Source organism: Pseudomonas sp. B14(2022) (genome assembly GCF_012030485.1).
GTDB lineage: Bacteria > Pseudomonadota > Gammaproteobacteria > Pseudomonadales > Pseudomonadaceae > Aquipseudomonas.
The window spans coordinates 25,116-47,837 of the sequence record NZ_JAAUVM010000012.1 but is presented as its reverse complement, the minus strand read 5'-3'; the positions used below and the strand labels follow the sequence as shown (position 1 = coordinate 47,837).

Annotated in this window: 19 protein-coding genes; 8 read left to right on the top strand and 11 right to left on the bottom strand. The window is 61.6% G+C overall.

Going from position 1 to position 22,722, the window contains the following annotated elements; translation table 11 throughout:
- Positions 1–267 precede the first annotated feature (267 nt).
- Entirely contained in the window at positions 268–705 is a 438-nt protein-coding gene (locus HCF10_RS18310; protein ID WP_131698937.1) for a hypothetical protein, read from the bottom strand.
- 105 nt (positions 706–810) lie between these two features.
- On the opposite strand from HCF10_RS18310, the gene HCF10_RS18305 reads away from it, so the two are divergent.
- A complete protein-coding gene (locus HCF10_RS18305; RefSeq protein WP_131698936.1) occupies positions 811–1,251 on the top strand; it encodes a universal stress protein in 441 nt (146 codons plus the stop codon).
- A gap of 135 nt (positions 1,252–1,386) precedes the next feature.
- Here the strand turns inward: HCF10_RS18305 and HCF10_RS18300 are convergent, their stop codons facing one another.
- Complete coding sequence (locus tag HCF10_RS18300; RefSeq protein ID WP_131698935.1) at positions 1,387–3,306, bottom strand: ATP-binding cassette domain-containing protein; 1,920 nt, start codon at positions 3,304–3,306, stop codon at positions 1,387–1,389.
- A gap of 213 nt (positions 3,307–3,519) precedes the next feature.
- Between HCF10_RS18300 and HCF10_RS18295 the strand changes: the two genes are divergently transcribed.
- On the top strand, positions 3,520–5,448 hold the full coding sequence (locus tag HCF10_RS18295) for a transglycosylase SLT domain-containing protein (RefSeq protein ID WP_167656110.1): 1,929 nt from the start codon (positions 3,520–3,522) through the stop codon (positions 5,446–5,448).
- Between the two features lie 65 nt (positions 5,449–5,513).
- Here HCF10_RS18295 and HCF10_RS18290 read toward each other — a convergent pair whose 3' ends face one another.
- Positions 5,514–7,298: an ABC transporter transmembrane domain-containing protein gene (locus HCF10_RS18290; RefSeq protein ID WP_167656109.1), complete on the bottom strand. Its 1,785-nt coding sequence runs from the start codon at positions 7,296–7,298 to the stop codon at positions 5,514–5,516.
- A 246-nt stretch (positions 7,299–7,544) separates the two neighbouring features.
- On the opposite strand from HCF10_RS18290, the gene HCF10_RS18285 reads away from it, so the two are divergent.
- Positions 7,545–7,718, top strand: a complete 174-nt coding sequence (locus HCF10_RS18285) for a PA1571 family protein (RefSeq protein WP_053136589.1) — start codon at positions 7,545–7,547, stop codon at positions 7,716–7,718.
- Between the two features lie 54 nt (positions 7,719–7,772).
- On the opposite strand, the gene pdxB is transcribed toward HCF10_RS18285, so the two are convergent.
- Positions 7,773–8,918 carry a 4-phosphoerythronate dehydrogenase PdxB gene (pdxB, locus tag HCF10_RS18280; RefSeq protein ID WP_167656108.1) on the bottom strand — a complete coding sequence of 382 codons (1,146 nt, stop codon included), beginning with the start codon at positions 8,916–8,918 and terminating at the stop codon, positions 7,773–7,775.
- A gap of 169 nt (positions 8,919–9,087) precedes the next feature.
- Here pdxB and HCF10_RS18275 point away from each other — a divergent pair, with 169 nt between their 5' ends.
- Complete coding sequence (locus HCF10_RS18275; RefSeq protein WP_167656107.1) at positions 9,088–10,482, top strand: MATE family efflux transporter; 1,395 nt, start codon at positions 9,088–9,090, stop codon at positions 10,480–10,482.
- On the opposite strand, the gene tusA is transcribed toward HCF10_RS18275, so the two are convergent.
- Positions 10,479–10,730: a sulfurtransferase TusA gene (gene tusA / locus HCF10_RS18270; protein WP_131698931.1), complete on the bottom strand. Its 252-nt coding sequence runs from the start codon at positions 10,728–10,730 to the stop codon at positions 10,479–10,481. The genes HCF10_RS18275 and tusA overlap by 4 nt on opposite strands.
- A gap of 27 nt (positions 10,731–10,757) precedes the next feature.
- Positions 10,758–11,834: a 23S rRNA (cytidine(2498)-2'-O)-methyltransferase RlmM gene (gene rlmM, locus HCF10_RS18265; RefSeq protein WP_046490414.1), complete on the bottom strand. Its 1,077-nt coding sequence runs from the start codon at positions 11,832–11,834 to the stop codon at positions 10,758–10,760.
- A 196-nt stretch (positions 11,835–12,030) separates the two neighbouring features.
- Here rlmM and acnA point away from each other — a divergent pair, with 196 nt between their 5' ends.
- On the top strand, positions 12,031–14,772 hold the full coding sequence (gene acnA / locus HCF10_RS18260; protein ID WP_131698930.1) for an aconitate hydratase AcnA: 2,742 nt from the start codon (positions 12,031–12,033) through the stop codon (positions 14,770–14,772).
- A gap of 131 nt (positions 14,773–14,903) precedes the next feature.
- Here acnA and HCF10_RS18255 read toward each other — a convergent pair whose 3' ends face one another.
- Together HCF10_RS18255 and cysK are read right to left on the bottom strand one after the other, a co-directional pair.
- Positions 14,904–15,842, bottom strand: a complete 939-nt coding sequence (locus HCF10_RS18255) for an aspartyl/asparaginyl beta-hydroxylase domain-containing protein (RefSeq protein WP_131698929.1) — start codon at positions 15,840–15,842, stop codon at positions 14,904–14,906.
- Positions 15,843–15,969: 127 nt separating this feature from the next.
- Positions 15,970–16,944: a cysteine synthase A gene (gene cysK, locus HCF10_RS18250; protein ID WP_108574007.1), complete on the bottom strand. Its 975-nt coding sequence runs from the start codon at positions 16,942–16,944 to the stop codon at positions 15,970–15,972.
- 128 nt (positions 16,945–17,072) lie between these two features.
- On the opposite strand from cysK, the gene HCF10_RS18245 reads away from it, so the two are divergent.
- The 3 genes from HCF10_RS18245 (at position 17,073) to HCF10_RS18235 (ending at position 20,272) form a co-directional block, all read left to right on the top strand.
- Positions 17,073–18,149, top strand: a complete 1,077-nt coding sequence (locus tag HCF10_RS18245; protein ID WP_131698928.1) for a DUF748 domain-containing protein — start codon at positions 17,073–17,075, stop codon at positions 18,147–18,149.
- Positions 18,150–18,248: 99 nt separating this feature from the next.
- Positions 18,249–19,094, top strand: coding sequence for an AAA family ATPase (locus HCF10_RS18240; protein WP_003210690.1), 846 nt, complete (start codon positions 18,249–18,251; stop codon positions 19,092–19,094).
- Positions 19,094–20,272: a vWA domain-containing protein gene (locus HCF10_RS18235; protein ID WP_131698927.1), complete on the top strand. Its 1,179-nt coding sequence runs from the start codon at positions 19,094–19,096 to the stop codon at positions 20,270–20,272. Before HCF10_RS18240 ends, HCF10_RS18235 begins: the two co-directional genes overlap by 1 nt.
- A gap of 46 nt (positions 20,273–20,318) precedes the next feature.
- On the opposite strand, the gene HCF10_RS18230 is transcribed toward HCF10_RS18235, so the two are convergent.
- From HCF10_RS18230 to HCF10_RS18220, 3 genes are read right to left on the bottom strand one after another with little or no spacing between them, the layout of a single operon-like run.
- Positions 20,319–21,227 carry a biotin-dependent carboxyltransferase family protein gene (locus HCF10_RS18230; protein ID WP_167656106.1) on the bottom strand — a complete coding sequence of 303 codons (909 nt, stop codon included), beginning with the start codon at positions 21,225–21,227 and terminating at the stop codon, positions 20,319–20,321.
- On the bottom strand, positions 21,224–21,928 hold the full coding sequence (locus HCF10_RS18225; protein WP_131698925.1) for a 5-oxoprolinase subunit B family protein: 705 nt from the start codon (positions 21,926–21,928) through the stop codon (positions 21,224–21,226). The genes HCF10_RS18230 and HCF10_RS18225 overlap by 4 nt, the downstream gene beginning before the upstream one ends.
- A complete protein-coding gene (locus tag HCF10_RS18220) occupies positions 21,925–22,665 on the bottom strand; it encodes a 5-oxoprolinase subunit PxpA (RefSeq protein ID WP_131698924.1) in 741 nt (246 codons plus the stop codon). Before HCF10_RS18220 ends, HCF10_RS18225 begins: the two co-directional genes overlap by 4 nt.
- Between the last annotated feature and the right edge of the window lie 57 nt (positions 22,666–22,722).

The window sequence follows — 22,722 nt, the reverse complement described above, 5'->3', positions numbered from 1 at the left end:
CGCTAGGAAAAACGCGACTTTCCAGTCATTTCAGAACCCCACGGCCAGGCCCGCGATTCGTCAATATTCAACTATTCACGAAATCAATAATGAAAAAGATAGGGGAAACCGCTGTACAGATCGGGATATGCCGCTAGGCTAGCGACAACCGTAACGCGCCTGGATGAACATCCGACGCGGGAAACACAGATTTACCGGCCTGCCTGGCCAACTCCAGCCCGATGATGCTTTCGGGCTTTTTATTGCCTGGCGTTTAACACCGAAGCATCAGGCCAGGGCCTTGAGCAATTTATCAATGGCCAGCAGGTCGCTCGCCTCGCCCTTCTCGCCCCAGTAAAGGGCGATCATTTGCTTGTCAGCCTCGACCTTGTAGACATTCGCCGGCAGCGTTGCAAAATGCGGCAACAACTTCTCATCGACACACACTTCGCGCCACTGATTGACCCACACGCCCGGCTCCAGTTGCCAGTAACTCCAAACGGCCGGCGTGCTGCCGCGTCGAGGCCGACAGTACTGCGCACACGGGCTCGGCGGCTCTTGCTTGAGCCAGTGCGGCCACTCCTGGGGCGCCAGTTGCATGGCCAGGCCGATGCGGCGTGCCTCCATGCGCAGGGCCATGCGCCCGCTCTGATGGCGCGATGGACGCAGCCATGCCAGAGGGCTCAGAACCACGACAAGGATTGACACCACTATCCAGACCGTCATATGTGTACTCCCGATTTTTCTGATGAGCGGATTTGACCTGACACAACCCTATCCGCTTGAAAGCAGCCATACTGAATCTATTGCAGTCCCCTGGAGGAACGCCCCATGTCCTACGAACATATTCTGGTCGCCGTAGACCTGACCGAAGAGTGCGATCCAGTGATCAAGCGCGCCCGTGCCTTCGCCGTCGCCAGCGGCGCGAAACTGTCCCTGGTGCATATCGTGGAGCCCATGGCCATGGCCTTTGGCGGCGACGTGCCCATGGACCTTTCCCAATTGCAGCAACAACAGTTCGACCAGGCCAAGGAGCGCCTTGACCGCTTGATCGTCAAATACCCCGAAGTGACCAAGGAAAATTCCCACCTCACCTACGGCCAGCCCCGCCAGGAAATCCATCACCTGGCCAAGGAACAGCATTGCGACCTGATTGTGGTCGGCAGCCATGGCCGTCACGGTTTGGCGTTGCTGCTGGGCTCTACTGCCAATGATGTGCTGCACGGTGCGCCGTGCGATGTGTTGGCGGTGAAACTGGTTAAAAATACTTAAAGACGCTGAAGACCAAATGTGGGAAGGGCGGTGCGACGATTCGGCTTGCCCCCTCCCACATTTGAAGCGCATTTCATATGAAAAAGCCCGGCGCTCATACAAGAGCGCCGGGCTTTTTTATTGCGCAAAAGTCAATCAGGCATCCAACTCAGCCCAACGCTCAACCAGCACTTCCAGCTCCTGGTTCAACGTCTCCAGGGAGGCGATGACCTTTGCGGTTTCCGCCGCGGGACGCAGGTAGAAACCCGCGTCAGCCATTTCCGCTTCTACCGTTGCGATCTGCTGTTCCTTGGCGTCGATATCACCCGGCAAGGCTTCCAGCTCACGCTGCAGCTTGTAGCTGAGTTTCTTTTTGGCGGCCGGTGCAGCTTCCTGGGCCGGTGCAGCAGCTTCCACCGGAGCCACCACAGCGGAGGTCAGGTCGGCCTTGCCGGACTTGCTCTCTGTCACGCCCAACAGGCGCGGCGAGCCGCCCTGGCGCAGCCAGTCCTGGTAACCACCGACGTATTCACGCACCTTGCCTTCACCTTCGAAGACCAGGGTGCTGGTGACTACGTTGTCGAGGAATGCCCGGTCGTGGCTGACCATCAGCACGGTGCCGTTGAAGGTCAGCAGAACCTCTTCCAGCAGCTCGAGGGTTTCCACGTCGAGGTCGTTGGTCGGTTCGTCGAGCACCAGCAGGTTGGCCGGCTTGCTGAACAGCTTGGCCAGCAGCAGGCGCGCACGCTCGCCACCGGACAAGGCTTTCACTGGCGTACGCGCACGCTGCGGGCTGAACAGGAAGTCGCCCAGGTAGCTGAGTACGTGGCGGCTCTGGCCGTCGATGTCGATAAAGTCGCGGCCTTCGGCGACGTTATCGATCACGGTTTTTTCCAGGTCCAACTGATGGCGCAACTGGTCGAAGTAGGCCACGTCGATGCGCGTGCCTTCTTCCACGGTGCCGCTGGTCGGTTTCAGGCCATTGAGCATCAGTTTGAGCAAGGTGGTCTTGCCGGTACCGTTGGCGCCCAACAGGCCGATACGGTCGCCGCGCTGCAGGACCATCGAGAAGTCCTTGATCAGGAACGGGCCATCCGGGTGATGGAAGCTGACGTTCTCGAGCACCATGACCTGCTTGCCCGACTTATCGGCGGTATCCAGCTGGATATTGGCCTTGCCGGTGCGCTCGCGACGTTCGCTGCGCTCAACGCGCAGGGCCTTGAGGGCACGCACGCGGCCTTCGTTACGGGTGCGGCGCGCCTTGATGCCCTGGCGGATCCAGACTTCTTCCTGGGCCAGTTTCTTGTCGAACAGGGCGTTGGCGGTTTCTTCGGCGGACAGCGCAGCTTCCTTGTGCACCAGGAAGCTGGCGTAGTCGCCGTTCCAGTCGATCAGGCCACCACGGTCCAGTTCAAGAATGCGCGTGGCGAGGTTTTGCAGGAAGGAACGGTCGTGCGTGATGAACAGCACGGCGCCCTGGAAATCCTTAAGGGCTTCTTCCAGCCAGGCGATGGCGCCGATGTCCAGGTGGTTGGTCGGCTCGTCGAGCAGCAGCAGATCCGGCTCGGACACCAGGGCCTGGGCCAGCAGCACACGACGACGCCAGCCGCCGGACAACTCGGCGAGGGTCTTGTCGGCCGGCAATTGCAGGCGGCTCAGGGTGCTGTCGACCAGTTGCTGCAGGCGCCAGCCGTCACGGGCTTCGAGGTCCTGCTGGACATGCATCAGCTTGTCCAGGTCCGCTTCGGTGACGCAGTTCTGCGCCAGGTGATGGTATTGCGCAAGCAACTCACCGACACCGTCCAGGCCTTCGGCAACCACGTCGAACACGGTCCGTCCGTCGGCCACTGGCAATTCCTGCGGCAATTCGCCAATCTTGAGGCCCGGGGCGCGCCATACGGAGCCGTCATCGGGCTTCTGGTCGCCTTTTACCAGCTTCATCATGCTGGACTTGCCGGTGCCATTGCGGCCGATGATGCACACCCGCTCACCACGGGCGATCTGCCAGGACACCTTGTCCAACAACGGCATAGCGCCGAAAGCAAGGGACACATCGCTGAATTTGAGCAGGGTCATACGCTTCTCCAAAAACTGGGCGCGCATTCTACCTGACTTGAGGGGGGGATGCGGCCAGCATTTTCTCTACCGACACGTTCTGTAGGACATTTCCGGCGAACTTGAACGAACCCACTGGCAAAGCTTTCGCCGGCCGCTGGCAAAAGGCTAAGCTAGGGGCAATCAGTGTCGGCGGTGCCGGTGCTAGTCGTGATTTCTCTGCACGGACGTCTCATGCGCAGTCGCCTTTTCAACTTTTTATCTTGTCTGCTTCTTTCCGCCACCGCCGTTCAATCCGCCCAGGCCGTGGACCTCACCACCCAACGTCAATATTACGATGAAGCCAAACGCGCCCTGGCCAAGGGCGATACGGGCCCCTACATGCAATACAGCCAGGCCCTGGCCGACTACCCGCTGACGCCCTACCTGGCCTACGACGAACTGACCGCTCGGTTGAAGACCGCCAGCAACGAGGAAATCGAACAATTCCTCGCCAAAAACGGCGACCTGCCCCAGGCCAACTGGATGAAACTGCGTTGGTTGCGCTGGTTGGCCGACCGTGGCGACTGGCAGACCTTTGAAAAGTACTACGACCCCAAGCTCAATTTCGTTGAGCTGGACTGCCTGCATGGCCAGTTCCAGCTGACCCACAACTTGAAGGCTGAAGGCTACAAAACCACCGAAAAACTGTGGATGACCGGTAAATCCCAGCCGACCGCCTGTGATGCCACCTTCGGCCAGTGGGCCGCCGACGGCCAACTCACCGAACAAAAAATCTGGGACCGCGCCAAACTCGCCGCTGAAGCACGCAACTACGCGCTGGCCAACAGCCTGGTAAAAACCCTGCCGACCCTGGGTACCCAGGGCCGCCTGATGGTGGACGTCGCGCAAAAGCCCGGCATGCTCAGCGACCCGTCGCGCTTCCTGCCGGCCACGGAGGCGATGTCTGACGCCGTTGGCCTGGGCCTGCGCCGCCTGGCACGCCAGGACCCGGACAAGGCCATGGCCCTGCTCGACGGTTACGCGAGCAGCATGCACTTCTCCCGTGACGAAAAAGTGGCAATTGCCCGTGAAATCGGCCTGACCCTGGCCAAGCGCTTCGACCCGCGCGCGCTTGAGGTGATGACCAAGTACGACCCCGAGTTGCGCGACAACACCGTGTCCGAATGGCGCCTGCGCCTGCTGTTGCGCCTGGCCCGCTGGGAAGATGCCTACCAACTGACGCGCAAACTCCCGCAGGATTTGGCCACCACCAACCGCTGGCGCTACTGGCAGGCCCGCAGCCTGGAACTGGCCGAGCCGAAAAACCCGCAGGCCCTGGTGCTGTACAAGAACCTGTCACGGGAGCGTGACTTCTACGGCTTCCTCGCAGCAGACCGCTCCAAAGCGCCGTACCAGCTGAACAACAAGCCGTTGGTGATGAGCCAGGCACTGATCAACAAGGTGCGTAACACCCCCGGCGTGCGCCGTGCCCTTGAGTTCTATGCCCGTGGTCAGATAGTGGATGGCCGCCGCGAGTGGTACCACGTCAGCCGCCACTTCAACCGTGATGAAATGGTTGCCCAGGCCAAGCTGGCCTACGACATGAAGTGGTACTTCCCGGCGATCCGCACCATCAGCCAGGCGCAGTACTGGGATGACCTGGACATCCGCTTCCCGATGGCCCACCGCGACACCCTGGTGCGCGAAGCCAAGGTCCGTGGCCTGCATTCCAGCTGGGTATTCGCCATCACCCGCCAGGAAAGTGCCTTCATGGACGACGCGCGCTCCGGCGTCGGCGCCAGCGGCCTGATGCAACTGATGCCCGGCACCGCCAAGGACACCGCGCGCAAGTTCAGCATCCCCCTGGCCTCCCCCGCCCAGGTGCTGGACCCGGACAAAAACATCCAGCTCGGCGCCGCTTACCTGAGCCAGGTGCACAGCCAGTTCAACGGCAACCGCGTCCTCGCCTCTGCCGCCTACAACGCCGGCCCTGGCCGCGTGCGCCAATGGCTGCGCGGCGCCGACCACCTGAGTTTCGACGTATGGGTGGAAAGCATCCCGTTCGACGAAACCCGCCAGTATGTGCAGAACGTGCTGTCTTATTCAGTGATCTACGGGCAGAAGCTCAACTCGCCACAGCCGTTGGTGGATTGGCATGAGCGGTACTTTGATGATCAATAAGGTTTGAAGCAGAAATGAAAATGCCCGCATTGAGAGATGCGGGCATTTTTTATGGACACCAATATTCAGTGTTCGAGACTTTCCTCAACCCCATCACTGAACTGCAACGCCGCCAACCGCGCATACAGCGGGTTGCTCGCAATCAGCTGCTGGTGCGTCCCCACCGCCACCAGCTTGCCCTGGTCCATTACTGCAATCCGGTCCGCATGCTTCACGGTCGCCAAACGGTGGGCGATGACCAGCGTGGTGCGCCCTTGCATCAACTGCGGCAACGCTTGCTGGATCAGGTGTTCACTCTGGGCATCCAGGGCGCTGGTGGCTTCGTCCAGCAGCAGGATCGGCGCGTCTACCAACAACGCGCGGGCAATCGCCAGGCGTTGGCGTTGGCCGCCGGAGAGGCCCATGCCGCCGTCGCCGAGGTGGGTCTGATAGCCATCGGGCATTTGCAGGATGAAATCGTGGGCGTGGGCAATACGGGCGGCGGCTTCGACTTGCTCGCGAGTGGCCGTCGGGTTGCCGTAGCGGATGTTCTCCTCAACGCTGCCGAAAAACAGCGCCGGGCTCTGAGACACCAGGGCGAAGTGGCGGCGCAGGTCCAGGGGATCGAGATCGGTCAACGCCTGGCCTTCCAGCAGGATGCGGCCTTGCTGCGGATCGTAGAAGCGCAGCAACAGGTCAAAAATCGTCGACTTGCCCGCGCCGGACGGGCCCACCAGCGCCAGGGTTTCGCCGGCGTTGATGGTCAGGCTCAAGCCGTCGATGGCATAGCTGTCCGGCCGTGAAGGGTAGGAAAAGCGCAGGTCCTGCAGCTCCATGCGACCGCTGACACGCTCCGGCAACTGCACTTTGCCCGTGGCCGGCGCCTGGATCTCGTTGCTCGACTGCAACAGCTCACCAATGCGCTCCGCCGCACCGGCGGCACGTTGCAATTCACCGAGGACTTCGCTGAGGGTACCGACGGCGCTGCCGACGATCAGGCTGTAGAACACAAATGCGGCCAGCTCACCGCCGGAAATGCGCCCGCTGATCACGTCCATGCCGCCGACCCAGAGCATCACGCCCACCGCACCCAGCACCAGCATGATCACCAGGGTGATCAACCAGGCGCGCTGCGCGATGCGTTTGCGTGCGGTGGAGAACGCCTCTTCCACGGTCACGGCAAAGCGCTGCTCGTCCTGCACCTGATGGTTATAGGCCTGCACGGTCTTGATCTGGCCGAGGGTCGCGGACACGTAGCTGCCCACATCGGCAATACGGTCCTGGCTCAGGCGCGACAAGCTGCGTACACGACGACCGAAGATCAGGATCGGCGCCAGTACCAACGGCAGCGCCACCACCACGATGCTGGTGAGCTTGGGGTTAGTGATGAACAACAGCACGATGCCGCCGATCACCATCAAGGCATTACGCAGGAACAGCGACAGCGACGAGCCGATCACCGATTGCAGCAAGGTGGTGTCGGTGGTCAGCCGTGATTGGATTTCCGAGCTGCGGTTGTTTTCGTAGAAACCCGGGTGCAGGTAGATCAGGTGGTTGAAGACCTGCCGGCGAATGTCCGCCACCACCCGCTCACCGATCCACGACACCAGGTAAAACCGCGCAAACGTGCCCACGGCCAAGCCCAGCACCAACACCATGAACAGGCCGATGGATTGGTTGAGCAGGTGCGGCGACTGTGTCATGAAGCCCTGGTCCACCAGCAGGCGAATGCCCTGGCCCATGGATAAGGTGATGCCGGCGGTGACGATAAGCGCCATCAGGGCACCCAGTGCCTGCCAGCGATAGGGCGCGATAAAGCGACTGGCCAGACGAATCGCGCGGCGTTGACGGACTGAGAACATGAGGGGCATCACCTGATCGGAAAGGGTTGGTACCTGCCTGCTTACATGGGGGGAACTTGGGCGAATAACAATGAGTCAGGTTAATTATGCCCACCGATGCTGACCCCTAGAGGCTATCGGTCTAACGCCCGGCTGGAAATCCTTAGCGGTTTCTGGTGGACTGGATGTTCGAACGGGTGATCTCGTAAGGAGTTGTAACAGCGCGGTCACTCGGGGGTTATACAGTAGGTACACAACCTGATGAGGAGACAGGCCATGACCTTGCAAAATAGCAGCGATGCCAAAATTGAAGTAATCCGCCAGCCACAGCAGTTGCCTTGCTCCGTGATCGACGCCCAGGGCCGCGAAGTGCAGATTACCGAAGAGATGATCCAGCAAGCGTGCCGCGAGCTGGAACAGCGACTGGTCAAGCCTGCCCAGCAAGGCTGAAGCGCCCACGCTCTTTCAAACCCGGCCCAGGTGGCCGGGTTTTTTATTCGGTGTTTAAACGGTTGCCGCGCCCAATGCGGACACGATGCTCGCCAACACCGCCGACTCCCCATTCACAATGCGCACCTTCAAGCCATCGATTTCACGACGCTCCGGATAATGCTTGCGCAGCAAATCGAACGCCTTGCGTTGTTCTTCGACGGTACCCACCAGGCTACGGCGGAAATCCGCATCATCACGGCGCGGGTCGTACACGCTGCGGCACAACGTCGCGAGTGCCCAGGCCGGGTCGGTCGATGCGTTCAAATGCACTTCGGCCAGCCACGGTTGCGGCAACAAGTCGCTCAACTGAATGCTCTGCTCCTGGCCCAGGTACGCGCAGAACGCCTGATAGATCTGCGCCGTACCGCGCTGCTTGCCGTCAAGGCTATAACCGGCAATGTGCGGGGTGGCCAACACACACAGGTCGGCGAGGTCGACGTCCACCTCGGGCTCGCCTTCCCACACGTCCAGCACCGCTTGCAGGTCTTCACGCGCAAGCAGCACGTCGCGCAGGGCGGCGTTGTCGACCACCGGGCCACGGCTGGCATTGATCAGCCAGGTGCCGGGCTTGAGGCGGCTGAGCCGCTCGCGATCAAACAGGTGCCAGGTGGAACCATTGCCGGACTTGGTCAACGGCGTGTGCAGGCTGATCACATCGCATTGCTCGATGATCTGCTCAAGGCTGACGTAGTCGCCGTCTTCGGCGATCTGTCGCGGCGGGTCGCAGACCAGCACGTTCCAGCCCAGGCCCTTGAGCACTTCGATCAGTCGCCCGCCCACTTCACCGGCGCCGACGACGCCATAGGTACGCTGATTGAGGTCGGCGCCTTCGATCTCGGCCAGGGTTTGCAGGCTGCCCAGCACATAGTCCACCACGCCACGGGCATTGCAGCCGGGGGCGCTGGACCACTGGATACCGGCCTGCTTGAAGTAATCGAGGTCGAGGTGGTCGGTGCCGATGGTGCAGGTGCCGACAAAACGCACCTTCGTGGCGTCCAGCAGGGCGCGGTTGACGTTGGTCACCGAGCGCACCAGCAGTACATCGGCCTGTTCGACGGTGGCACGGTCGATGGAACGGCCGGACACTCGGCGAATCTCGCCAAATCCTTGGAAGAACTCATCGAGCAGCGGAATATTTTCGTCGGCAACAATCAGCATGGCAGGCTCCTTTGGCGGATCAGCAGTGTACAGGGATGCGATCTTCAATGTGGGAGGGGCGGTGGCACGACAGCTCGCTTACAAATCGCTAACACAGGTTTTTTCCTGACTATTACGTCAAGGCGTAGAATCCGCCGGCCTTGCGCCCTTCTCTATTGGACACCCGTACGTGAACACTGCCACTGCCCCCCTTACCCGCCCCGCCCGCATCAGCCGGGAAGTGGGTGGCCTGATGACCCTCGCACTGCCGATCATGATCGGCCAACTGGCAACCACCTTCATGAGCTTTGTCGATGCGGTGATGGCCGGCCGCGTCAGCCCCCAGGACCTGGCGGCGGTGGGCCTGGGCAACTCGATCTGGATTCCGGTGTACCTGCTGATGACTGGTACGCTGTTGGCCACCACGCCGAAAGTCGCCCAACGCTACGGTGCGGGCCACTATGGTGAAATCGGGCCGTTGGTGCGTCAGTCATTGTGGCTGGCCGTGGTGGTCGGCATCATCGGCTCGCTGCTGCTGCTCTGCGCCGAGCCGATCCTGCATGCCATGAAGGTTGAACCCGAGCTTATCGCCCCCACCATGGGCTACCTGCATGGCATCGCCGCCGGGATGCCGGCCGTTGCCCTGTATTACGTGCTGCGCTGTTTCAGCGACGGCCTGGGCCGCACCCTGCCCAGCATGGCCATGGGCCTGTGCGGGTTGGCGCTGAATGTCCCGCTCAACTACATCTTCATCTACGGTCACCTGGGCTTACCGGCCATGGGCGGCGTGGGCTGCGGCTGGGCCACGGCGATTGCGATGTGGGTGATGATGCTCGGCATGGCCGCCTGGACCCGCTGGGGGGCGGCCTACCAGAGCAGTGAACTGTTCAAGCGCTTCGACTGGCCGCAGTGGTCGGTGATCAAGCGCGTATTGGGAATTGGCCTGCCGATTGGCATCGCGATCTTTGCCGAATCGAGCATCTTTGCCGTCATCGCCCTGCTGCTCGGCAGCCTGGGCGCCACGGTTGTGTCGGGGCACCAGATCGCGCTGAACGTCAGCTCATTGGTGTTCATGATCCCCTACTCCCTGAGCATGGCCGTCACTGTGCGCGTCGGCCAGGCCCTGGGGCGTGGCGAGGCGCGGGAAGCACGTTTTGCCGCCGGGGTCGGCATGGGCACGGCGCTGGCGTACGCCTGCCTGTCCTGCAGCCTGATGCTGGTGTTTCGCGAGCAGATTGCGGCGATCTACACCCCGGACCCCATCGTCATTCACCTGGCATCGACGCTGATCGTGTTTTCAGCGCTGTTCCAGTTCAGTGACTCGATTCAGGTCACCGCTGCCGGCGCCCTGCGTGGCTACCAGGACACCCGCGTGACCATGGTGCTTACCCTGTTTGCCTACTGGGGCGTGGGGCTGCCGGTGGGTTACGCTTTGGGGCTGACCGATTGGCTTGGCGAACCCAGCGGCCCGAGCGGTTTGTGGCAAGGGCTGATCGTGGGGTTGAGCTGTGCGGCGGGGATGCTGCTGGTGCGCCTGGCGCGCAGTGCACGCCGGCGCATTCGCCTGGAGAAGGCGCGGGGTTAATCGGCCTTTTTGCGGATCCAGTACAAGTACGTACCGGCCTGCTCCTGCTGATCCACCAGTTCATGGTCAAGGAACACGCAGAACTTGGGAATATCGCGGCGCGTTGACGGGTCGGTCGCGATCACCTTGAGCAAGCCGCCGGGCGGCAGGTCGCGGATGTGCTGGTGCAGCATCATCACCGGCTCAGGGCAGTTGAGGCCCGTTGCGTCGAGGGTGCCATCAACGGCGGTGTGGAAAATATCGCTCATTGTCTACTCCTGAAACCGGCGCTCAGTTTAGCGGGCCTTGGTTTTCTTCACATCCACCAGCCGACGCAGGTGGCAGGTCACTTCTTCACGGTCGTGATACAGCTGTTTGCAGCCGATCTCCACCCGAATGCCGCGCGCCTTGAAACCGTCCTCGATACGTTCCAGCAGGCGCTTGACCTCGGCGTAACGCTGTTTCATCGGCAACTTCAGGTTCACCACCGCCTCGCGGCAATACCCTTCGCCGATCCAGGTCTCAAGCAGCGCCGCATTGCGCGCCGGCTTTTCGACGATGTCGCACACCATCCAGTCCACCGGCTGCTTAGGCACGAAGGTAAAGCCGTCGGCCATCAAGTGCTGCACCAGGCCGGTGTCCATCAGGCTTTCGGCCATGGGGCCGTTGTCGATGGCGGTCACCAGCATGCCACGGTTGACCAGTTGCCAGGTCCAGCCGCCCGGGGCTGCGCCCAGATCGACGCCGGTCATGTCGCCATGCAGGCGCTCGTCCCATTGGTCGCGGGGGATAAAGTGGTGCCAGGCCTCTTCCAGCTTCAGGGTCGAGCGGCTGGGCGCGTCCCGGGGGAATTTCAGGCGCGGGATGCCCATCGGCCACATCGCCGAGTTATTCGACTCGGCCAGGCCCATGAACACTTCGCGGCCGCTTTTGAAGGTCAGCAGCAGGCGCGGCTTGCTCGGGTCGTCCACCAGCTTGCCGGCGTTCAACAAGGCTTTGCGCAGGTGCACTTCGAATTTCTTGCAGAAGTTCGAGAGTTCCTTGCCGTCATTGGTGTCGACCATCTCCAGCCACAGGCTGCCGCACACCGGGAATTCACGCAGGTGGGCGAGGATCACGCTGATACGGTCGGTTTCCGGCAGGTCGATAAACACCCCGCGCGCCCACTGCCGCGGGAAGATCAGCTCGGCAAAGCGCTGGCCGTGCATCAGGCGCTGGGCGCCGTCTTCTTCGGTGCAGACAAATTCGGCGCAGGCGCTGCCGGTCTTGGCCTTGGCGTAGCCGGAAACGTTCAGGCGCGCGGCGTGTTCCGCGATCTCGGAACAGACTTCGCCCTCAAAACCCGGGCGGCAGTGCATAAAAAGGGTGTTCATCGACTCTCCTGGTGACTCAACTGACGTCGCGCTATCGCAATGCCTGTCATGAAAACGCGCGCATGATAGCCGAGTTCGGAACCTTGGTTCTGTCCATAGAGTCCAGTAATTAGCCAGCTACTGAAAACAGCGCTAGTTTGAAAGCTCTGTTCGTCCCGTCAGGTCCGTAGCCGTGCGGACCATAAGGAGTCATGTAATGTCATCCCTTGATAGCCTGAGAACCCTTAAAACTTTAGAAATCGACGACAAGACCTACCACTATTTCAGCCTGCCCGAGGCCGCCAAGAGCCTGGGTGACCTGGACAAGCTGCCGATGTCCCTCAAGGTGCTGCTGGAGAACCTGCTGCGCTGGGAAGACAACAAGACCGTCACCGGCGCCGACCTCAAGGCCATTGCCGCCTGGCTCAAAGAGCGCCAGTCCGACCGCGAGATCCAGTACCGCCCCGCCCGCGTCCTGATGCAGGACTTTACCGGCGTACCCGCCGTGGTCGACCTGGCCGCCATGCGCGCCGCCGTGGCCAAGGCCGGGGGCGACCCGCAGCGTATCAACCCACTCTCGCCCGTGGACCTGGTGATCGACCACTCGGTGATGGTCGACAAGTTCGGCAATGCCGACGCCTTCGAGCAGAACGTCGACATCGAAATGCAGCGCAACGGCGAACGCTACGCCTTCCTGCGCTGGGGCCAGAGTGCCTTCGACAACTTCAGCGTGGTACCGCCGGGCACCGGCATCTGCCACCAGGTCAACCTCGAATACCTGGGCCGCACCGTGTGGACCAAGGACGAGGACGGCCGCACCTACGCCTTCCCCGACACCCTGGTGGGCACCGACTCCCACACCACCATGATCAACGGCCTCGGCGTGCTCGGCTGGGGCGTGGGCGGGATCGAAGCGGAAGCGGCGATGCTCGGCCAACCGGTGTCGATGCTGATCCCGGAAGTGATCGGCTTCAAGCTCACCGGCAAGCTCAAGGAAGGCATTACCGCCACCGACCTGGTGCTGACCGTCACCCAGATGCTGCGCAAGAAAGGCGTGGTGGGTAAGTTCGTCGAGTTCTACGGCGACGGCCTGGCGGACCTGCCCCTGGCGGACCGCGCGACCATCGCCAACATGGCCCCGGAATACGGCGCCACCTGCGGCTTTTTCCCGGTGGATGAGGTGACCCTGGACTACCTGCGCCTCTCCGGTCGCCCGGCTGCCACCGTGAAGCTCGTCGAGGCCTACACCAAGGCCCAGGGCCTGTGGCGCAATGCAGGCCAGGAGCCGGTGTTTACCGACAGCCTGGCCCTCGACATGGGCAGCGTCGAAGCCAGCCTCGCTGGGCCAAAACGTCCACAGGACCGTGTGTCCCTGCCCAACGTCGGCCAGGCGTTCAGCGACTTTCTCGACCTGCAATTCAAGCCTACCAACAAGGAAGAAGGCCGCCTGGAAAGTGAAGGCGGCGGCGGTGTGGCCGTGGGCAACGCCGACCTGGTGGGCGAAACCGACTATGAATACGAAGGCCAGACCTATCGCCTGAAAAACGGCGCCGTGGTGATCGCCGCCATCACTTCCTGCACCAACACGTCCAACCCGAGCGTGATGATGGCCGCCGGGCTGGTGGCGAAAAAAGCCGTGGAGAAAGGCCTCACGCGCAAACCCTGGGTAAAAACCTCCCTGGCGCCCGGCTCCAAAGTGGTCACCGACTACTACAAGGCCGCGGGCCTCACCCAATATCTGGACAAACTTGGCTTCGACTTGGTGGGTTATGGCTGCACCACCTGCATCGGCAACTCCGGGCCGTTGCCTGAGCCGATTGAAAAAGCCATCCAGAAGGCCGACCTCGCCGTGGCCTCGGTGCTGTCCGGCAACCGCAACTTCGAAGGCCGCGTGCACCCACTGGTGAAAACCAACTGGCTGGCCTCGCCGCCCCTGGTAGTGGCCTACGCCTTGGCGGGGACCGTACGCATCGATATCAGCAGCGAACCGCTGGGTAACGATCAACAGGGTAATCCGGTGTATTTGAAGGACATCTGGCCGAGCAGCCAGGAGATCGCTGACGCAGTAGCGCAAGTCAGCACCGGCATGTTCCACAAGGAATACGCCGAAGTGTTCGCCGGCGACGAACAGTGGCAAGCCATTGAAGTGCCACAGGCCGCGACCTATGTGTGGCAGAAAGACTCCACCTACATCCAGCACCCGCCGTTCTTCGATGACATTGCCGGCCCCCTGCCGGTGATCAAAGACGTCAAGGGCGCCAACGTACTGGCGCTGCTGGGCGACTCGGTGACCACCGACCACATCTCCCCCGCCGGCAATATCAAGGCCGACAGCCCTGCCGGCCGCTACCTGCGTGAGCAAGGCGTGGAGCCGCGTGACTTCAACTCCTACGGCTCACGCCGCGGCAACCATGAAGTGATGATGCGCGGCACCTTTGCCAACATCCGCATCCGCAATGAAATGCTCGGCGGCGAGGAAGGCGGCAATACGCTGTACATCCCCACCGGCGAGAAAATGCCGATCTACGATGCCGCCATGAAGTACCAGGCCTGCGGCACACCGCTGGTGGTGATCGCCGGTCAGGAGTACGGCACCGGCTCCAGCCGCGACTGGGCAGCCAAGGGCACCAACCTGCTGGGGGTCAAGGCGGTGATCGCCGAGAGCTTCGAGCGGATTCACCGTTCCAACCTGGTGGGCATGGGCGTGCTGCCGCTGCAGTTCAAGCTGGATCAGAACCGCAAGGCGCTGAAGCTTACGGGTAAGGAGAAGATCGATATTCTCGGCCTGACCGAGGTAGAGATCGTGCCGCGGATGAACCTGACGCTGGTGATTACCCGGGAGGATGGCAGCCGCGAGAAGGTCGACGTGCTGTGCCGGATCGACACCTTGAATGAAGTGGAATACTTCAAGTCGGGGGGGATTTTGCACTATGTGCTGCGGCAGTTGATCGCCTCTTAAGAACACAGGAGATCAAATGTGGGAGGGGGCTTGCTCCCGATAGCGGTATGTCAGTCAAAACATCTATGACTGATCCACCGCCATCGGGAGCAAGCCCCCTCCCACACTTTAACCGCGTTTAACGCTTCAGATCAGCCGAACAACCACTTCCACAACAGCACCAGCACCACTACCGCCAGCACCGGCCGCGCAATGCGGTAAGCCTTCGGATGCTTGCGCTTCCACTGCTTGACCACGCCGCTGAACTTGTCACTGAAGGTCTTGCTCCAGGCATACGCCTGGTTGATGCCGCCGACGCGCTCGTCGTCGAGGTTCTGCGGCGCGGTGGCACGGCCCAGTTGCTTGCTGACCCAGCGGTTGACGCGGGTCATCAGGCGATTGCTCAGCGGGCGTTCGATGTCGCAGAACAGGATCACGCGGGTCTGCTCGGTTTCGTTCTTCACCCAGTGCACGTAGGTTTCGTCGAACATCACGTCGTCACCGTCGCGCCAGGCATACACCTGGCCGTCGACAAAGATGCGGCAGTCGTCGGAGTTCGGCGTGGACAAGCCCAGGTGATAACGCAGGGAACCGGCAAACGGGTCACGGTGCGGGTTGAGGTGGCTGCCGCCCGGCAACAGCGCGAACATCGCGCCCTTGACGTTGGGGATGCTGCTCACCAACGCCACGGTTTTCGGGCACAGCGCCTCGGCCGATGGCAGGGGTTTGTCGTACCACTTGAGGTAGAAACGCTTCCAGCCCTTCTTGAAGAACGAACCAAAACCGGCGTCGTTGTTCTTTTCGGCGGCGCGGATATAACCCTCGTCGAACAGGTGCATGGCCTCTTCGCGGATCACTTCCCAGTTGTCCTTGAGCACGTCCAGTTCCGGAAACTTGCTGCGGTCCAGGTACGGCTTGGACGGCACCGCCGAAAACAGGTACATCAAGGCGTTATAGGGGGCGAACAGCGCCGAATGGTTGACGAACTGACGCAACATCGGCAAACGGGCCTTGCCGCGCAAGTGCACATACAGCGTGCTGCCGATAAACAGCAACAGCACCGACAGTTTGGCGGCCAAAGAAAAGGTCATGCAGCAACTCCTGGAAATAAGCGCCTGGCCAACAGCCTCCCGGCGATGGGAGACCAGACGTAACAGCCGGCCATGATAAACAGTTGGGCCATTATGCAGAAGGCCCAGGCTGACCGGCTGACATAAATCAAGCCTGGTTTTCTTGCTCGGTAAACAAATCGCTGAACAGCATGCTCGACAGGTAGCGCTCACCGGAGTCCGGCAGGATCACCACGATGGTCTTGCCCTGCATTTCCGGTTTCTCGGCCAGGCGCACGGCCACGGCCATGGCGGCACCGCAGGAGATACCGCACAGGATGCCCTCCTCCTGCATCAGGCGCAGGGCCATGGCCTTGGACTCGTCGTCGGTCACCAGCTCCACGCGGTCGACCATCGACAGGTCGAGGTTTTTCGGCACGAACCCGGCGCCAATACCCTGGATCTTGTGGGGGCTGGGCTTGATCTCTGCACCGGCCAGGGCCTGGGTGATCACCGGCGACACCATCGGCTCGACAGCCACCGACAGGATCGGCTTGCCCGCCGTGTTCTTGATGTAGCGCGACACACCAGTGATGGTCCCACCCGTGCCGACGCCCGCCACCAGCACGTCCACGGCGCCATCGGTGTCGTTCCAGATTTCCGGGCCGGTGGTTTTTTCGTGGATGGCCGGGTTGGCCGGGTTTTCGAACTGGGCCGGCATAAAGTAGGTGGCGGGGTCGCTGGCAACGATCTCGCCCGCTTTGTCGATGGCGCCCTTCATGCCTTTGGCCGGCTCGGTCAGTACCAACTCGGCGCCGAGGGCCTTGAGCACCTTGCGGCGTTCGATACTCATGGACGCCGGCATAGTCAGCAGCAACTTGTAACCACGGGCAGCGGCGACAAAGGCCAGGCCGATACCGGTATTGCCGGAAGTCGGTTCCACGATGGTCATGCCCGGCTTGAGTTTGCCGGTGCCTTCGGCGTCCCAGATCATGTTTGCGCCAATGCGGCACTTCACCGAGTAGCCCGGATTACGTCCTTCGATCTTGGCCAGGATGGTCACGCCACGCGGTGCGATACGGTTGATCTGAACCAGGGGCGTGTTACCGATGGAGTGCGCGTTGTCTGCAAAGATGCGGCTCATGGCGGGTCCTATTAGGCGGTTTTCAGAAAGGCTCCAAGGGTATGCCTCGTGTTGCAAAGCGTCCAGTCGAAGGAACGTTGCGCCTGTCGCAGAGGTCCACCCCACTATATGGACAGAGGACCCTCCCCATGAAACGTCGCTACAGCTGGCCACTATGGACCATTGCCGGATTGCTGGTGGTCCTGGTCGCCATGAGCATCGCGCTGCCCTATCTGGTGCGTAACTACCTGAATGACAAGCTCGCGAACATGGGCGATTACCGCGGCCAGGTGACCGACGTGGACCTCGCGCTGTGGCGTGGCGCGTACCGGATCAATGGCCTTGAAATCATCAAGGTCGACGGCAAGGTCCCCGTCCCGTTCGTCAAGGCGCCGCTGATCGACCTGGCGGTGAGCTGGCACGCTCTTTGGTACGACCACGCGGTGGTGGCCAAAGTGCTGTTTATCAAGCCCGAAGTGAACTTCGTCGACGGCGGCGCCAACAAGCAAGCCTCCCAGACCGGTAAGGGTACCGACTGGCGCGAACAGTTGAGTAAGTTGGCTCCCATCACCCTCGACGAAGTGCGCATCGAAGACGGCAAGATCGCCTTCCACAACTTCAGTTCCAAACCTGTGGTGAAGATCGACGCGACCGACGTCAACGCCAGCTTCTACAACCTGACCAATGTGGTGGACGTCAAAGGCCGGCGCGACGCGCGCTTCGACGGCAAAGCCCTGCTGCAAGGCCAGGCCCCGTTGGAAGCCACCGCCACTTTCGACCCGCTGAGCAATTTCGAGAATTTCGAGTTTCGCTTCCGCGCCAGGGACTTGCAGCTCAAGCGCATGAACGACTTCGCCTCGGCCTACGGCAAGTTCGACTTCAAGGCCGGCACCGGGGACGTGGTAATTGAAGCCCAGGCGGAAAAAGGCCAGTTGACCGGCTACATCAAGCCGCTGCTGCGCGATGTGGAGGTCTTCGACTGGCAACAGGACGTGGAGAACAAGGACAAGAACATCTTCCGCTCGATCTGGGAGGCGGTGGTGGGCGCCAGCGAGACCGTGCTGAAGAACCAGGCGAAGAACCAGTTCGCCACCCGCGTGGAGCTGAGTGGGAGCGTACACCAGCAAAATGTCAGCGCTTTCTCCGCATTTTTGGCGATTTTACGTAATGGTTTTATCCAGGCGTTCAATGCGCGCTATGAACAGCCCAAGCCCTCGGCGGATTGAGCCGTGACCGGTCATTCAGAGACTGAATAACCCGTCTGCGTTCACAGTCGCCGGGGCCTCGCGGTATAGTCAGGCATTGATGAATTCGAGGAATGACCGATGAAGTTCGAAGGCACCCAGGCCTACGTTGCCACCGACGACCTGAAACTGGCCGTCAACGCTGCCATTACCCTGGAGCGCCCGCTGCTGGTCAAGGGCGAGCCCGGCACCGGCAAGACCATGCTCGCCGAACAACTGGCCGAGTCCTTCGGCGCCAAGCTGATCACCTGGCACATCAAGTCCACCACCAAGGCCCACCAGGGCCTGTACGAGTACGACGCGGTCAGCCGCCTGCGCGACTCGCAGCTGGGCGTGGACAAGGTGCACGACGTGCGCAACTACCTCAAGAAAGGCAAGCTCTGGGAAGCGTTCGAGTCCGAGGAGCGGGTGATCCTGCTGATCGATGAAATCGACAAGGCTGACATCGAGTTCCCCAACGACCTACTGCAAGAACTCGACAAAATGGAGTTCTACGTCTACGAAATCGACGAGACCATCAAGGCCAAGAAGCGCCCGATCATCATCATTACCTCTAACAACGAAAAAGAGCTGCCGGACGCGTTCCTGCGCCGCTGCTTCTTCCACTACATCGCCTTCCCCGACCGCACCACCCTGCAAAAAATCGTCGACGTGCACTACCCCGACATCAAGAAAGACCTGGTCAGCGAAGCGCTGGACGTGTTCTTCGACGTACGCAAAGTGCCGGGCCTGAAGAAAAAACCGTCCACCTCCGAACTGGTCGACTGGCTCAAGCTGCTGATGGCCGACAATATCGGCGAAGCGGTGCTGCGCGAGCGCGACCCCACCAAGGCCATCCCGCCCCTGGCGGGTGCCTTGGTCAAGAACGAGCAAGACGTGCAGTTGCTGGAACGTCTGGCATTCATGAGCCGTCGCGGTAATCGCTAATGTTGCTCAACCTGTTCAATGAAATGCGGGCCGCCAAGGTCCCGGTGTCGGTGCGCGAGCTGCTCGACCTGATCAACGCGCTGAAACAGCGCGTGACCTTCGCCGACATGGACGAGTTTTACTACTTGGCCCGGGCGATCCTGGTCAAGGACGAGCGGCATTTCGACAAGTTCGACCGTGCCTTCAGCGCCTATTTCAACGGCCTGGAAAAGCTCGACGACCACCTGCAGGCGCTGATCCCCGAAGAGTGGCTGCGCAAGGAATTCGAGCGCTCGCTGAGCGATGAAGAACGCGCGCAGATCCAATCCCTTGGTGGCCTCGACAAGCTGATCGAGGAATTCAAAAAGCGCCTGGAAGAACAGAAAGAACGCCACGCCGGCGGCAACAAATGGATCGGCACCGGCGGCACCAGCCCGTTCGGCTCCGGCGGCTACAACCCGGAAGGCATTCGCGTCGGCGACGCCGGCAAGCGCCAGGGCAAGGCGGTAAAAGTCTGGGACCAGCGCGAGTACAAGAACCTCGATGACCAGGTGGAACTGGGCACGCGCAATATCAAGATCGCCCTGCGCCGCCTGCGCAAGTTCGCCCGCCAGGGTGCGGCCGAAGAGCTGGACATCGACGGCACCATCGACCACACCGCCCGCGATGCCGGGCTGCTGAATATCCAGATGCGCCCGGAACGGCGCAACACCATCAAGCTGCTGTTGCTGTTCGATATCGGCGGCTCGATGGACGCCCACGTGAAGATCTGCGAAGAGCTGTTCTCGGCGTGCAAGACCGAGTTCAAGCACCTGGAGTACTTTTACTTCCACAACTTCGTGTACGAGTCGGTGTGGAAGAACAACCAGCGCCGCACCTCGGAGCGCACCTCCACCCAGGACCTGCTGCACAAGTACGGTGCCGACTACAAAGTGATCTTTATCGGCGATGCGTCGATGGCGCCGTATGAAATCACCCAGGCTGGCGGCAGCGTCGAGCACTGGAATGAAGAGCCGGGGTATGTGTGGATGCAGCGCTTCATGGCCAAGTACAAGAAACTGATCTGGATTAACCCGTATCCCAAGGATACGTGGGGCTATACGGCCTCGACGGGGATTGTGCGGGAGTTGGTGGAGGATCAGATGTACCCGCTGACGCTGCGCGGGCTTGAGGAAGGGATGCGCTTCCTCTCCAAATAAACGCCGATCCCCATAATGCAGGAGATCTCATGTGGGAGGGGCGGTGTTATGTAAATCGGCGCAAATACTCGACATGCTGCCGATGCGCCGTTTCCTGCACCACCGGCGCCAACCTCACCTTCTCCCCCGGCAAACACTGCGCCAGCCGCGCCAGCGCCAATGGCGTCAACGCGCCCAGACGCGGATACCCGCCAATGGTCTGCCGATCATTGAGCAACACAATCGGCTGCCCATCCGGCGGCACCTGGATACCGCCCAACGGGATCCCTTCGGAAATCAGCGACGGCCCTTGGTACTGCAACGGCGTACCGAGCAAGCGCATGCCCATGCGGTCGGCGCGACTGTCCAGGGCCCAGTCGGTGTTGAAGGCATCGAACAGGCTCTGGCCGCTGAACTGGCCAATTTGGGCGCCGACGATCACGTCCAGCGGCGCCTTGGCGGGTAACGCCTGTGCGCTCAGCACTTTCATCGCTCCGCCGGTACCGGAATAGGCCAAGCGCCCGCCTTCGGCCAGGGCCTTGCCGAAACCGTCCGGCCCGCCCAGTTCCTCACGGACCACCGTGGCACAACTGCCCAGCACATCCGGTGCATCAAACCCGCCCGGCGCGGCCAGGTAAGCCCGCGCGCCGCTGAACGGCTGGGTAAAGCGCAGGCGCTGACCCTTCTGCAGGATAAAACTGCGCCCGGGACTGATCGCACGTTCGTCGATATACGCGCCCAAATCCGCCCCGGCCAACGCCAGCAGACAGTAGTCCTCGGCCTGTACGGTAAAACCACACAAGGTGATTTCCACTACCGGCGCATTCAGCGCATTGCCCAACAGCCAGTTGGCCCACGACATTGACACCCAATCCAGCGCGCCGCCCTGGGTTACGCCCAGGTGGCGCACGCCAAAACGACCGGCGTCCTGCAACAGGCACAGCGGCGTGCTGGCCTCGATGATCAAGCGGCTCATGCCTGCGCCTCCAACGGCGTGTCATCGCCACCCAGATTGATAAATTCGGCGTGGCTGACGGATTCAAAACGCACCGTGTCACCGGGCTGCATCAGGCTGTAGCCGTCGCGCTCGCGGTCAAACAGCTTGGCCGGGGTGCGGCCAATCAGGTTCCAGCCACCGGGGGACACCACCGGGTAGGCGGCGGTTTGCCGCTCGGCGATGCCCACACTGCCGGCCGCCACGCGTTTGCGTGGCGTGCTCAGGCGCGGTGTGGCGAGGATCTCATCCACCAGCCCCATAAAGGCAAAACCGGGGGCGAAGCCGAGGGCGAACACCTGGTATTCGTGGGCGCTGTGGCGGCGGATCACCTCGTCGACGGCCAGGCCACTGCGCTGGGCGAGCAACGTCAGTTCAGGGCCGACACTCAGGTCATACCAAACCGGCAGCACATGGCACTGGCCGCTGCCCTGGGCCTGGGGTTGCAGGTCGGCGAGGGCCTGGTCGATCAATGCCCGTGCCTGGGCCGGGTTCAACGCGGTGAGGTCGTAATGCAGCATCAAGGTGGTGTAGGACGGCACCAGGTCTACCAGTGCCGTGCCGAAACCAGCTCGCAGGCGCTGGGTGGCGGCAAGCATCCACGGCATATTGGCCTCGGCGATCACGTCGAACAGCCGCACCATCAGGCAGTCGATGGCCACCACTTCAATCCGTAGCTTCATACCGGCTTCAACGCCTCACGGATGCGCTTTACGGCAGCGACCGAGCTGGCGTTGTCGCCATGTACGCACAGGGTATTGGCGCGCAATAACAACGAGCTGCCATCGCTGGCGGTCAGGGGTTCGCCACGAGAGAGCGTCAATGACTGGTGGACGATGACCTCGGGATCATGGTGCACAGCGCCCGGCAACTGGCGCGAAACGAGGTGGCCGTTACTGTCGTACGCACGGTCGGCAAAGGCTTCGAACCACAGGATTACCCCATACTCATCACCCAATGCCTGAGCCGCACTGTTGTCGCGGGTGGCCAGCAGCATCAACGGCAGGTCGCCATAAGCAGCCACCGCCTGGATCACCGCCCGCAGTTGCGCCGGGTTAGCCATCATGTCGTTGTACATCGCGCCGTGAGGTTTGACGTAGCTGACCCGCCCGCCCTGGGCACGACAGATGCCATCCAGTGCGCCGATCTGGTAATGCAGCAGGTCCTGGATTTCCTCGGGCGTGTAGGCCATGGAGCGGCGGCCAAAGCCTTGCAGGTCCTGATACGCCGGGTGCGCGCCTACCTGTACGCCGTGCTTGAGCGCCAGGCTGACGGTCTTGCGCATGATGCTCGGGTCGCCGGCATGAAAGCCGCAAGCCACGTTGGCGCAATCGATGAACGGCATGACCTCGGCGTCCAGACCCATGGTCCAGTTGCCAAAGCTCTCGCCGATGTCGCAATTCAATAGCAGACGGCTCACGGTGGTTGCTCCTGTAGGCTTTGTTTTTTGTAGTGTGGGATTTTTTACGCAGAACTC

What these genes read in the sequence shown, in the direction of transcription:
- HCF10_RS18310 (WP_131698937.1), bottom strand. Translation starts at nt 705, where the DNA reads ATGACGGTCTGGATAGTGGTGTCAATCCTTGTCGTGGTTCTGAGCCCT.
- HCF10_RS18305 (WP_131698936.1), top strand. Translation starts at nt 811, where the DNA reads ATGTCCTACGAACATATTCTGGTCGCCGTAGACCTGACCGAAGAGTGC.
- HCF10_RS18300 (WP_131698935.1), bottom strand. Translation starts at nt 3,306, where the DNA reads ATGACCCTGCTCAAATTCAGCGATGTGTCCCTTGCTTTCGGCGCTATG.
- HCF10_RS18295 (WP_167656110.1), top strand. Translation starts at nt 3,520, where the DNA reads ATGCGCAGTCGCCTTTTCAACTTTTTATCTTGTCTGCTTCTTTCCGCC.
- HCF10_RS18290 (WP_167656109.1), bottom strand. Translation starts at nt 7,298, where the DNA reads ATGCCCCTCATGTTCTCAGTCCGTCAACGCCGCGCGATTCGTCTGGCC.
- HCF10_RS18285 (WP_053136589.1), top strand. Translation starts at nt 7,545, where the DNA reads ATGACCTTGCAAAATAGCAGCGATGCCAAAATTGAAGTAATCCGCCAG.
- pdxB (WP_167656108.1), bottom strand. Translation starts at nt 8,918, where the DNA reads ATGCTGATTGTTGCCGACGAAAATATTCCGCTGCTCGATGAGTTCTTC.
- tusA (WP_131698931.1), bottom strand. Translation starts at nt 10,730, where the DNA reads ATGAGCGATATTTTCCACACCGCCGTTGATGGCACCCTCGACGCAACG.
- rlmM (WP_046490414.1), bottom strand. Translation starts at nt 11,834, where the DNA reads ATGAACACCCTTTTTATGCACTGCCGCCCGGGTTTTGAGGGCGAAGTC.
- acnA (WP_131698930.1), top strand. Translation starts at nt 12,031, where the DNA reads ATGTCATCCCTTGATAGCCTGAGAACCCTTAAAACTTTAGAAATCGAC.
- HCF10_RS18255 (WP_131698929.1), bottom strand. Translation starts at nt 15,842, where the DNA reads ATGACCTTTTCTTTGGCCGCCAAACTGTCGGTGCTGTTGCTGTTTATC.
- cysK (WP_108574007.1), bottom strand. Translation starts at nt 16,944, where the DNA reads ATGAGCCGCATCTTTGCAGACAACGCGCACTCCATCGGTAACACGCCC.
- HCF10_RS18245 (WP_131698928.1), top strand. Translation starts at nt 17,073, where the DNA reads ATGAAACGTCGCTACAGCTGGCCACTATGGACCATTGCCGGATTGCTG.
- HCF10_RS18240 (WP_003210690.1), top strand. Translation starts at nt 18,249, where the DNA reads ATGAAGTTCGAAGGCACCCAGGCCTACGTTGCCACCGACGACCTGAAA.
- HCF10_RS18235 (WP_131698927.1), top strand. Translation starts at nt 19,094, where the DNA reads ATGTTGCTCAACCTGTTCAATGAAATGCGGGCCGCCAAGGTCCCGGTG.
- HCF10_RS18230 (WP_167656106.1), bottom strand. Translation starts at nt 21,227, where the DNA reads ATGAGCCGCTTGATCATCGAGGCCAGCACGCCGCTGTGCCTGTTGCAG.
- HCF10_RS18225 (WP_131698925.1), bottom strand. Translation starts at nt 21,928, where the DNA reads ATGAAGCTACGGATTGAAGTGGTGGCCATCGACTGCCTGATGGTGCGG.